General features: G+C 59.1%; 10 protein-coding genes. 4 read left to right on the forward strand and 6 right to left on the reverse strand.

Going from position 1 to position 11,811, the window contains the following annotated elements:
- Positions 1-68: 68 nt before the first annotated feature.
- The 5 genes from ASD99_RS23000 to ASD99_RS23020 form a co-directional block, all read right to left on the reverse strand.
- The gene (locus ASD99_RS23000; protein ID WP_082583400.1) at positions 69-1,229 is read right to left on the reverse strand and encodes a substrate-binding domain-containing protein; all 1,161 of its coding nucleotides are present in this window, start codon (positions 1,227-1,229) and stop codon (positions 69-71) included.
- Positions 1,230-1,286: 57 nt separating this feature from the next.
- The gene (gene aldA, locus ASD99_RS23005) at positions 1,287-2,777 is read right to left on the reverse strand and encodes an aldehyde dehydrogenase (RefSeq protein WP_057145018.1); all 1,491 of its coding nucleotides are present in this window, start codon (positions 2,775-2,777) and stop codon (positions 1,287-1,289) included.
- 41 nt (positions 2,778-2,818) lie between these two features.
- The gene (gene pdxA / locus ASD99_RS23010; RefSeq protein ID WP_082583401.1) at positions 2,819-3,850 is read right to left on the reverse strand and encodes a 4-hydroxythreonine-4-phosphate dehydrogenase PdxA; all 1,032 of its coding nucleotides are present in this window, start codon (positions 3,848-3,850) and stop codon (positions 2,819-2,821) included.
- A 226-nt stretch (positions 3,851-4,076) separates the two neighbouring features.
- Entirely contained in the window at positions 4,077-5,171 is a 1,095-nt protein-coding gene (locus ASD99_RS23015) for a four-carbon acid sugar kinase family protein (RefSeq protein ID WP_056588579.1), read from the reverse strand.
- Positions 5,158-6,057: a DeoR/GlpR family DNA-binding transcription regulator gene (locus ASD99_RS23020; RefSeq protein WP_320410779.1), complete on the reverse strand. Its 900-nt coding sequence runs from the start codon at positions 6,055-6,057 to the stop codon at positions 5,158-5,160. Before ASD99_RS23020 ends, ASD99_RS23015 begins: the two co-directional genes overlap by 14 nt.
- A gap of 295 nt (positions 6,058-6,352) precedes the next feature.
- On the opposite strand from ASD99_RS23020, the gene ASD99_RS23025 reads away from it, so the two are divergent.
- The 3 genes from ASD99_RS23025 (at position 6,353) to ASD99_RS23035 (ending at position 9,979) form a co-directional block, all read left to right on the forward strand.
- Positions 6,353-7,420, forward strand: a complete 1,068-nt coding sequence (locus ASD99_RS23025; protein ID WP_057145020.1) for an ABC transporter substrate-binding protein — start codon at positions 6,353-6,355, stop codon at positions 7,418-7,420.
- Between the two features lie 73 nt (positions 7,421-7,493).
- Positions 7,494-8,975: a sugar ABC transporter ATP-binding protein gene (locus ASD99_RS23030; RefSeq protein WP_057145021.1), complete on the forward strand. Its 1,482-nt coding sequence runs from the start codon at positions 7,494-7,496 to the stop codon at positions 8,973-8,975.
- Between the two features lie 2 nt (positions 8,976-8,977).
- Entirely contained in the window at positions 8,978-9,979 is a 1,002-nt protein-coding gene (locus ASD99_RS23035) for an ABC transporter permease (RefSeq protein WP_056588587.1), read from the forward strand.
- Positions 9,980-10,091: 112 nt separating this feature from the next.
- Here ASD99_RS23035 and ASD99_RS23040 read toward each other — a convergent pair whose 3' ends face one another.
- Entirely contained in the window at positions 10,092-10,928 is an 837-nt protein-coding gene (locus tag ASD99_RS23040; protein WP_244482878.1) for an NAD-dependent epimerase/dehydratase family protein, read from the reverse strand.
- 40 nt (positions 10,929-10,968) lie between these two features.
- On the opposite strand from ASD99_RS23040, the gene ASD99_RS23045 reads away from it, so the two are divergent.
- The gene (locus tag ASD99_RS23045; protein WP_244497879.1) at positions 10,969-11,595 is read left to right on the forward strand and encodes an ABC transporter ATP-binding protein; all 627 of its coding nucleotides are present in this window, start codon (positions 10,969-10,971) and stop codon (positions 11,593-11,595) included.
- Positions 11,596-11,811 lie beyond the last annotated feature (216 nt).

The following is an 11,811-nucleotide window of genomic DNA, read 5'->3' on the forward strand; positions in this document are numbered from 1 at the left end:
GACCATGACGATTTCTCGATCGCTTGGGGAGCGTCGGCGGACAACTGGAGCCCGCCGACGAAAAGTGGCTAGAAGCATTCGCCGTTGCAGATTTTTACCACCGAGGCGGGAGCATCTTCCTTGGTGACCTGCTTGAGAGCACTGAGAAGATCGAGTTTCTTGACACGCAACGTCGGCACCGAAATGTATGGCGGGACGTCATGTCCAAGCAATGCAAGCGCGGCCGCCTTGGCCTCGGCGACGCCCTGGTCGTAGGGACGCTGCGCGCCTACGGCCAGAAACTCGCCACGTGCAACGTTCAGCGCGCTGTCCGCTGCAATGTCATTCGTGGTGACGACGATATCGCGGCCGAGTGTCTTTGCCGCGGCCACGACCTGCTGGGCGGGCGTGTCCCAGGCAACGAAAATACCCTTCATGTCAGGGTGGGCCGTCAACATTGCGGTGGCAACCTCGTAAGCCTTCTCTGGCGCAGTGAAGGTGCCGACATCCGCGACCTTGATGTCGGGATGTTCGCCGAACGCCTTCAAGGCACCAACCTTGCGGGCTGCGACGGAGTAGTAATAGTCATAAACCAGCGTGATGATGCCGACCTCGCCCTTGCCGCCAATCGCCCCGACAAGTTCCTGCGCGGCGAAATAGGCGTTCTTCTCATTGTCGGAGGCGACTACGGTCACATAGTCTTTGCCCGGCGCCATATCGACGGGGACGTTGTCCATGAAAACCAGCTTGATGCCGGCTGCCGCCGCCTTCTTGTAGGCTTCGGACTCAGACTTCGGATCGATCGGGATCGAGAAGATCACGTCCGGCTTGCGAGCGATCATCTGCTCCAGATCGCTGATTTGCTGCCCAGGCTGGAACTTGGCGTCGGTGGTTCCGACAACTTCGATGCCCAGGTCCTTGAGTGTGTTGCTGATTCCGGAGACTTGCAACTGAGGCCAGCCGGCATCCATGGTGTGCATCACCAGTCCAGCGGTAAACTTTCCCGCCTTGAGCTTGGCAAGGTCCTCATCGGAGAATTTCAGCACATCTGGTGACACCGCCGGCGGACCGTCCGGGAAGCCTGGGACGGGTTGGCCCCTCGGCGACAAGGGCAGCGGCTCGAGCAGAGCTTTTGCTTCCGGTGGAATGGTGTCATCGGCGAGCGCCGACGATGCGGCCAATCCCGATAGTGCCAAGGCCAAAGCGGCCGCCATGAACCCACGATAGTGCATTTTATTCCTCCCGATCATATAAACGGCCGTATCGGCCGGGTGGCGACCTGATTGGTCTTACCGGTTGGGCGCTGTTCAGCGCCCGTAAGGCATCAATGCCGCGGTCGCGGCACCCGAGTAATTCACGTAGACCGTCTTTTTGCGCATGTAGCTTTCGAGCCCATGCACGCCGTCGTCACCGCCCAGGCCGCTTTCGCGGAAGCCGACATGGAAACCCTGCAGCATTTCCGGTCCAATCCGGTTCACGTAGATCTCACCGAACGAAACCTCGTTGACGGCGTTCATGACGCGGCCCAGATCATTGGTGAAAAGATAGGCCGACAGGCCATAGTTGCTGGCATTGGTGACGCTAACCGCCTCCTCGAAGGTGTCGAAGGGCATGATCGGTACGACCGGGCCGAAGATCTCGCGCGTCATTATCGGCATGTCAGGCGTGACGTCGGTCAGTACGGTCGGATTGAGCCAGTAACCGCCATCGATGGGCGCCTTGATCGGGCGCCCGCCGGCGAGAGCAAGCCTCGCGCCGCCCGCGACGGCTTCTGCAAGGACCGCCTCGACCTTTTCCAACTCTTCACGGCTGACTTTCGGGCCGATATCTGTATTTGCCTGCATCGGATCACCGACGACGAGCGACTTGGAGAATTCCACAAAGCGTGTGACGAACTGATCGTAAATCGAACGGTGAACGAGCGTGCGTTCGTTGCATATGCAGACCTGTCCGCAATTCATGTAGCGCGACGTGGCTGCGGAACGAACCGCCAGTTCGAGATCGGCATCAGCCAGGACGATGAATGGCGCCTTGCCGCCAAGCTCCAGCGAAACAGGCGTCAGATTACGCGAAGCATTTGCCATGATGCGCTTGCCGGTCGGTACGCTTCCAGTCATGGTGATGAGGTCGACGCCGGGTTCCGTGCAGAGCACTTCGCCTATGGTTTCACCTCGTCCCGTTATGATGTTCACCACGCCGGCTGGCACGCCCGCTTCTACAAAGATGCGAGCCATTTCGAGCGCCGAAAGTGGCGTGTCTTCATGCGGTTTGAGAACGATGGTGTCGCCGGCGATCATGGCGGGCGCCACCTTGCGGCTGACCAGGGCGCTCGGGTAATTCCATGGAATAATGGCGGCGACGACGCCTACCGGCACGCGCTGTATCCAGACCTGCTCTCCCGCGTAGTCGGATGGCAGGATCTCACCTTGAATGCGACGGGCAAACTCGGCGTAGTAGTCGAAGAACTCGGCCGCGCCGCCGACTTCACCTATTGCTTCATTGATCGGTTTGCCTTGTTCCCTGACCACCACCTCGGCCAGACGCCGGGCGTTCTGCCGGATCAGGACCGCGATCCGCTTCATGATCACCGCACGGGCAAGAGGTGATTTGAGCCCCCAAGACTTCTGTGCCATGCGGGCGGCTTCTATCGCCTGGCGAGCCTGATCCGGGCTTGCCTCGGGCACGTCGACAAAGGCCTTGCCATTGGCCGGATTGATCACCGATCGCATACCGGCTTCGCCGGTGACAAACTTCCCGTCGATCAACATGAGATAGGATTTCTTGTCTTCTACTGCCATGGTTCAATCCGCTTCTGCGTGCGTTGCAGGCGTGCCGACGCCTAAGGGTTGGATTTTGCCGCGGCCATTTGGACCGCGAACTCGATCGCTTCGACCAGACTGTCCTCGTTGGCGATGCCCTTGCCTGCGATGTCGAAGGCCGTGCCATGGTCGACAGAGGTGCGGATGATCGGAAGGCCCAGCGTCACATTGACACCGGAGAGCGCTTTCCATTCACCGGTTGCGGGATCGACGTTGAAGCCGAGCAGTTTCACCGGAATATGGCCCTGATCGTGATACATCGCGACCACGGCGTCATACTGGTGGGCACGCAGTTTCACGAAGACCGTGTCCCCGGGAACAGGTCCCAACACCGTAAAGTCGGCGGACGTGTAGGAGGCGACGACCGGGGTCGTGATGTCGATATCCTCACGACCGAAGATGCCGCCTTCGCCGGCGTGCGGGTTGAGCGCGGCAATCGCAATACGGGGGTGGGCAACGCCAAGGCCTTGCAATGCCTCAACCGTCAACTGAATAACCCGCCGTAACCGAGGTTCGGTCAGTTTCGATGGAACGTGAGCCAGAGCCACGTGGGTCGAGACATGGCTGACACGAAAATCGCCATGGGCAAGCATCATCACGGAATCGCGGGCGCCTGTCAGTTCTGCCAACATGTCGGTATGGCCCGCATAATGATAGCCGGCCAGATTGAGCGCTTCCTTGTTGAGAGGAGCCGTGACGATGCCTGCAATCGAACCTGCCTGGGCCAGGCGAACAGCTTTTTCGATCGCCAGATAGGCAAGGCGCCCGCCTTCGGCTGACATGACGCCTGTCACTATGGGTGTCCGCTCGGGACCGGCTTCGAGAATAGCCACAGGCGGAAAAGTCCCGGCGGTCGACGCCGACGGCTCTTCCTCAGCAATAGCCCCGCAAATCGACTCCATTGCCCGCATCGCGGTTACGCTGCCGACAATGAGGAGCGACAGAGATCCATCTGCAAGCCGAGGCCTCAGCCGCGCACATGCTTTCGCGATGATCTCCGGACCGATGCCCGCAGGATCACCCATTGTGATGCCGAGTCTTGGACCAGACATAAACGCCCCTAATCGGTCAATTGTGATCATGTTCTAACCCTTCCAACCATGAATGCGCAATAGTTTTCTTTTTCGGTCATTCGTAATCAGCTGCCGGGCGATATCGCCCCCTTTTTCCGCCTATGTGGAAGCAGTCCCCGTTTTGTCGGCTCCTCAACCACGGTTTGACGTCATCTGACCGGCGGGAATGGACCCGCCCGATGCTTCTGGCCGGCGATCGTGTTGATTAGCGGCGCGCGAGAGCCGCGAGCCTGCTGAAGAGCGCGCTGTCGCCGAAGGCACCCGACTTCGAAATAGTGGCTAGCCCTTCGAAAACGCCGCCTTTGATTCTGGAGATCGGAAGCCCCGGCTCAATCTCGCTTTCAACCATGAGTTCGACGACGCCAAGGCTGGAGCACACCGATCGCAATGTTTCGCCGCCAGTGACGAGCAGCGTTCCAGGCTTTGGCAAGCCGTCTAGAAGCGAGGCAAACACCTTGCCGATATGATCTGCCACCGCGTGGCGATCACCCGATGCAACGACGCTGACAACCGACGGCGCACCTCGCATGATCCGTTTCGCCAAATCCCTTTTCGCTTTGTCGATGTCGCGTCCCACAACGATATGCGCATCCGCATGCTTGGCCGCAAAAGAGGCCACCTGTCCCGCCGTGACCTCGTGATTTGTGCCGACAAGGCCCAGGAATGGGGCGGACAATGCCGGAACAGGCTTGTCTGGTATGCTCAGGTGCCGTGCCAGCGCTGCAGCCAGGCCGCCGGTACCAACCCAAAGCGTCCGCGGCGCGCTCGCCGTTGCAACAATTTCGTCAAGGTCCTTGTCCGTTTCGGCGTCGTAGAGTGTGATGAAATGAACTGGCCGCGCCCCCGGTGCCGACCGGCCAGACGAAAACCGCTGACCTAGGCCGGCGACGATGTCGGGACCTACCATTTCGGGCCGATCGAGCCGCCATTGATGCCCAAGGCGTGTAACACGGCCCTGAAATGGGAACGCAGGCGCGACAACAACGCGCTGGTACCCGCTCTCGACGATGCAGGCTTCTACTTCGGCGATGACGTGACCGCGCAAAAGGCTGTCGATCTTCTTGAAACTCAGCTGTCCGGCGGCAAGCCATGGCGCGAACCTCAAATGTCTCGCGACAGCCGTTGTCTCGGCGCCCTCACGTGTGGCGATATCGACAGCCAAACGGGCCGAGAGCGCACGATCCAGTTGCCAACTCACCCCAACGCCGTGGCCTGGCGAGGCGAAGCAAACCGCGCTATCCAGAGCGCCGGTCAGGTCGTCTGCTATGATCCGGATATCCACAGCCTCAAGAGCGCTCAACTGAAGAACCCGAACGGCTGACGCGCACGACTCGGACGTTCACATCGAGCGTCCGAAGATTCGTAAGATTGGCCTGATCGATGCCGTCATCGGTAATGACCTGGTGGATATCGGCCAGACGGCAGATGGTGCAGAAATTCGGAGTGGTGAATTTGGAATTGTCGGCAAGCACGACGACCCGGCGCGCCGCGGCGATCATCGCCTGCTTCATCGCCGCGACCTCAAGCGAGGTCTCCGTGAGCATGTCTCCGGTGATGGCATGAGTGCCCAGAATGGCCACATCGGCGTGGATGGTGCGCAGGAAATTCTCACCAGGCTGCCCAACCAGAGTTAGAGAACCCGGCTTGCAGGTGCCTCCAAGCATGACGAGGCGTACCCCCGGCACGGTTGCGAGTATCTGCGCGATCGCGAGACTGTTGGTGACGGCCGTAAGCGCAATGGGCGCTGCGGCGATGGCGCGCGCGACTTCCAGCACGGTCGTGCTTGCGTCGAAAATGACACTCTGCCCGGCGCGAAGTTCCGACATCATGGCCGCGCCTATGGCCTCCTTCTCAGCCCTGGCGAAGTGTGAGGCAGTGGCGAGATCCGGCTCGAAGGTGGCGAGTTCCGTGCGCTGAAGCATCGCACCGCCATGCGTTCGCTCCAATGCTCCTTGCCGTTCCAGTGTCTCGAGGTCGCGCCGGATGGTCGAAGGTGACGCGCCGATGAGATCGATGAGTTCCTGAACGCCGACGGTTCCTTCCCGTTTAAGGCATTCGAGAATGAAAGCATGGCGCTTGGCCGGAATCAGATCGACCCGTCCGCGCCCGCCATCGTCTTCCCATGACCCGGCGGACGCTGAGGGCCCCGTATCTTCCACCGTTGATTTTCGAACATTCCTTGCCACGTTCGTATCTCCGCACAATGCAGCAACGCGCTCGCCGGAATCATAGCGAGCCCAACCTCGCGAATATCACGAATTCATTCGGCGAGCCCACTGGTTTGTCATGGCGATGAGCGAATTCCTATCGCTTTTGGCCTTATTAGAATTATTTTGACTGATTTTGACCATATGTGATAAGCGATGATCGTCAATCATCGTCAATGGGCACTGACAAGTGCGCAGATCTTGTCAAAAAAATGGGAATTTAAGTCAGCGATTCAGAGCGCTTGGGCTCTGTTGCGAACCGGTTGGAGGAACCATGTCTTTCTTGTCGAAGCTGAAATCGGCCCTTATCGGCGCCGCTGCCGCGGCCTTCTTGTCAACGGCTGCCGTCGCTGCCGATGAACCCACTGTCGGCGTTGTCGTGCCGACCCTGGATGCGCAATTCTGGAACAGCTATGTCGCTTTCATGAAGAAGGGAGCGGACGAGCTTGGTGTAAAGCTCGTCGTCCTCAACGCCGACAACAAGCCTGACCAGATGGTCAAGTCGCTTGAGGATCTGGTGGCCCAGAAGGTCGACGGCATTGTTTTCACGCCCTATTGGGCCACTGCCACTCGCGGGCTTACCTTGGCGAAGGAAGCCGAGATACCGGTCATCCTCACCGACAGCTATCCGGATTTTTCGCCTCAAACCGAGCGTTTCCCCAATTACATCGCCTTTATCGGGCCGAGCGATGAAGACGCCGGATACCAAATGGCCAAGGCGCTGTTCGCCGTGATCAAGCCGGGGCCTGATGGCAAGAAAGTAATCGGCGTGGTGAACGGCACCGCCGGCACCTCGGTCGCCATTGATCGCCGCAAGGGGCTGGAAGACGCTCTCAAGGAAGCGCCCGATGTGCGCGTCGCCGGCGAAGTCGATGGCAATTTCGTCCGTGATACGTCACAGACCGCATTTGAATCGCTCTTCCAGGGCAACCCCGACATCACCGGCGTCTGGGCCGCGAACGGCGGCACTGCGACCGGCGTGATGGCTGCGCTCAAGAACCAGGGGAAAGCGCCCGGCAAGGACGTTATGGTCGTCGGAATGGATCTCAACCCTGAGAATGTTGATGCGGTAAAGTCCGGGGATCTGCTTTTCGATATTGGCGGTCATTGGCTTCAGGGAGGCTTCGCCCTTGTCGCCCTTTTCGATCAGATCAAGGGTATTCCGGTTCCCCCGGGCGCTGACAATGTCAAGCTGAAGCTGCTGCCGCTGACCAAGGATCGCGTTGCGCAGTTCGAGAAGGACTTTCCTGGCGGCGTGCCGACATATGATTTCCGGCAGCACTCCCGCTTCTACAACAAGGACGCCAAGCCGGCCGTTTTCGAGATGCAATATAGCAACTGAACGTCCGATTGGGCCTGCCTGCAATCCCACGGTTGCAGGCAGGCTTTGCCTGGCATTTGGGCGTAGTCAATTCATGACACTTGCTGCGAGCGACCTGAGCAAAAGCTACGGCCAGACACGTGCCGTGGATGGCGTATCCGTGGTGCTCCGGCCCGGTATGGTTCACGCCATCGTCGGCGAAAACGGAGCTGGCAAATCGACGACCTTGCGTATGCTTGCGGGCGCAGAGCGGCCTGACAGCGGCGTTATGACGTTGGATGAAGCAAGCTATGCGCCACCAAGTGTTATCGGTGCGGCGGCCCTTGGCGTATCGCTTGTATACCAGGAAATCACCATCAACCGTTCGCTGACTGTCGCCGAAAACATCTTCATCGATCGTCTGCGACAGTTCGCCGGCCCTATCGGTCTTATCGATCGCAGACGTATGGAAGCCGCGGCGCAGACGATCCTGGAACGGATCAGCGCGCAAATATCGGTCTCTGCCGATACAGGCCGCCTCAATCTCGGCGAGCTGAAATGCATCGAGATCGCCCGAGCGCTGTCTACAAATCCGAAAATCCTCCTTCTCGACGAATCCACCGCCTATCTCGATCATCGAGAGGTTCAGGCGGTCCTTCGCGTCATCAGCGAACTCAAAGGGCAGGGGATGACCGTAGCCTTCGTTTCTCATCATCTCGACGAGGTGCTTGCCGTCGCGGATGAATTGACGATCCTGAAAGACGGGCAATATGTCGGAACATATCGCACGACCGAGATCGAGCCCAATGAAATTCATCGCCGCATGGTGGGGCGCGAGCTCGCGAGAAGTATCTATCCGCCGCGGCCGAGAGATACAGGCAAGCCTGTTGTCTTCGAAGCCTGCGACGTCGCCGTTGGGCGCGAACTCGGGGGCGTCAGCCTGAATGTGCATGCCGGCGAAATCCTCGGCCTTGCCGGATTGAAGGGCGCTGGCGCCGAAGCGCTGTTCGCGGCCATTTGCGGCGACTTACCCTTGCGTGGTGGCTCGATGAAGCTTGCGGGTGGTTCATACGTGCCGTCAAGCCCGAGGTCTGCCTGGGGACAGGGCGTCGCTTATCTGCCGGGTGACCGTCACAATGAAGGTCTGATCGCCGACTTCAGTATCCTCGACAATCTTGTGATGGCCCGCCCGCCGCATCATGGGCCGTTCTTCCATCGCACCGCTGCCATTGCCATCGCGGGTGACCTCATCGCCCAGATCGGCATCAAGACGCACAGCGTCGATGCGTCCTGCCGTTCACTCTCGGGAGGCAACCTGCAAAAGGTGGTGATCGGCAAATGCTTGGCTGTCCAGCCACGTCTGCTCCTGCTCAACAATCCTACACGCGGCGTTGATATCGGCGCCCGCACGGAAATCTATCGCATCGTTAGGCAGAAGGCGGCGCAGGGCCTCGCCGTGATCCTGTCTTCAGAAGACATGCCCGAGCTGATCGGTATGTCGGACCGCTTGCTGGTGCTCCGGCAAGGACAAATTACGCATCGCATCGAGACGGCAGCCGATGCCACCGAGCATGACATCATTGGACATATGGCCTGACCATGGAAACGAACGAGACCTCGAGCGCCACCAAAACACCGAATGCAACCGGGGAACCTGGCGTCAATGCCAGCCGGTTCGAAGTCGTCAAACGCGGCTTTCCGCTTGCCATGCTCGTCCTGCTCATTGTGATCTTCTCGATAGCCTCGCCACGCTTCCTGACCTTCAGTAACCTTCTCATCGTGCTTCAGCAGGGCACGGTGCTGCTGGTTGCCGCCCTGGGAATGACCTTCGTCATCATGGCCGGTTCAATCGATCTTTCGGTCGGCTCAATTGTTGCACTCGCGGCATTGGCAACCGCATTGACAGCGGACAGCCTTGGCGCCGCGGCGATCATTCCCGCCATTGCTGTCGGTGCTGTTGCCGGATTGGTCAATGGCGTTCTCCTGGCCAAAGGCAAAGTGCCGTCCTTCATCGCAACCATGGGAGCGATGGTGGTCTATCGCGGCATCGTGCTTCTTTTCACCCGCGGCGCTCCTGTCTCGATCGAGGATGAGCAATTCCTGGATGTATATACCAATCGGACTTTGGGCATTCCGCATTCCGTGATCATTGGGTTGGTGCTGATGGTTATCGCGTATGGCATCATCAACAGGACGGTGTTCGGGCGCGAGGTTCGCGCAATCGGCGGTGGGGAACGTGTCGCCATTTTAACGGGCATTCAGGTCGCACGGGTGAAAGTCTATATGTACGTGCTTCTCGGTGCCTTGTGCGGCATTGCAGGCTTGTTGCAAGGCGCGCGCGCCATGGCCGCCACCGCCCAGCTCGGGGAGGGGCTTGAACTAGACGTCATTGCAGCGGTGGTAGTCGGCGGAACACCATTGACTGGAGGCGTAGGCAGTGTTGTCGGTACCATGCTCGGCGTTCTGATAATCACGCTTTTGTCGAACGGAATGAATATGGCCGGCGTCGATCCGTACCTTCAGAATATCGTCAAGGGTACGGTCCTGGTCTGCGCCGTATTCGTGACCATTGATCGCAAGAAGATCGGCATCATTAAGTGATTGGGAAACATCCGCACGCAGCAGGAGGAGGTCTCACGTCTTGGAACCGAAGTGGTGCACTCAACACCATGGGCCGAAGCTTTCTCAGCGCAGGAGACCGGTCACCCACCCATCATGAATGCGCAGACTTCGTTCGCCAATCATGCTCCTGTCGGAATCCTAAAAGCTCGCGCAGCTTGCGATTTGAGATTGGCCCCTCAAATTCGTCTATCGAACGCGTGATCGGCGTGCCTGGTGCATGCTTCTTGAGAAATTCTTCTGTTGGCGAGTCGGCGACGATGTTGTCGTTAACGGCATTAAAGACCTGGAATCCCAAACCGTCCTTCTCGATGCAAAGATGGACGATCTGGCCCAGATCGCGCGCGTCCATATAGGTCCAGCCGTCGCGCCGTCGTTTCGAGGCGTCCGCCAGAAACTCTGGGAAGCGGACATAATCTTGCGGTTCGACAACACCGCCTATTCTGAGGGCATAGATGTCAGATCCCGTGCGCGACGCGAAGGAGCGTGCGATCTTCTCGCCCAGGACCTTGGAAAGACCGTAGCTGTCGGTCGGATCGGTATCGTAGTCCTCTTCCACCGGAAACGATGTGAATTCGCGTTCGCCTTCGGCAAAACACACGCCATACACCGTCTCGCTGGAAGCGGTGACGATCTTGCGGATGCCGAGCTTGGTAGCGGCCTCGATCACATTGTAAGTCGACTGCAGATTGGCGGCGAACATGGCGTTGTCCGGCCGCAAGAATATCCGCGGGATCGCTGCGAAATGGATCACGGCATCGACCATGCCGCGGCCCTTTCCGCCTAAATATTCGTTGAACCCGAAATGCAGCGTCAGCGCGTTATAGGTTTCGCCGGCGCTTCGACTGGCGAAGGTCCCTAGGGAAGAGATTGTCTCGAGGGTGAAGGCGGCGGCCGAAATCCTTGGTCTGCAGGATCTGCTGGGCCGCATGCCGCGGCAGTTGTCCGGCGGCCAGCGCCAGCGTGTCGCCATGGGCCGCGCCATCGTGCGCGACCCGGCAGCCTTCCTGTTTGACGAGCCGCTCAGCAACCTCGATGCCAAGTTGCGTGTCAAGATGCTCGCCGAAATCAAGAAGCTTCACCAACGGCTCGGGCGCACCAGCATCTACGTCACGCATGACCAGAGCGAGGCTATGACGCTAGCCGACCGCATAGTGGTGCTGAACCGAGGTTGCGTTGAACAGATAGGTTCCCCTTCCGAGCTCTACGAGAACCCTGCCAACCTTTTCGTTGCGAGCTTTTCAGGCCCTCCGGAGATGAACCTGATCAAGGGCCGAATCGACAACGACGCATTCGTCGCCGAGCAGGGCTTGCGCTTACCCTTGCCGGTGGATGCTCAGATGGGCGACAGGGATGGGGTAGTCTATGGGATTCGTCCGCAGCACATTGCCGTTGGTGGCTACCACTCTCAGGCGAGGGTGCAAGTGGTCGAGCCGACCGGTGAGGCCCAGGAACTTACATTAAGTGCAGGTGGGGTCGACCTCGTGGCTGAGGTGCGGGATCAGCCGCCCTTCAAACTTGATCAGGAGGTTGGGTTGGAGATTATGGAGTCAAAGGTGCATCTGTTCGATGCTCGTAGTGGCACCAGGATTGCTTAGGACGCGCTGACGGGCCAAAACAGCCCATCCCATCATGCCTTCGTCAGTTGCCACTTGCTGACTAGCGGAGACGCATTTGCGGTGAATCAAAGCTGGCCTCGTCCCTTGTGACTACAAATGTCACGAACGATGGCCATCCGCGGCCGCACCGAGGCGAAATCCGATGAAGCTTATGGCATCTCTCTGTCTGGCGACCTATCCAGACGCAAACTCCCC

Source organism: Mesorhizobium sp. Root695 (assembly GCF_001428185.1).
Classification (GTDB): Bacteria; Pseudomonadota; Alphaproteobacteria; order Rhizobiales; family Rhizobiaceae; genus Mesorhizobium.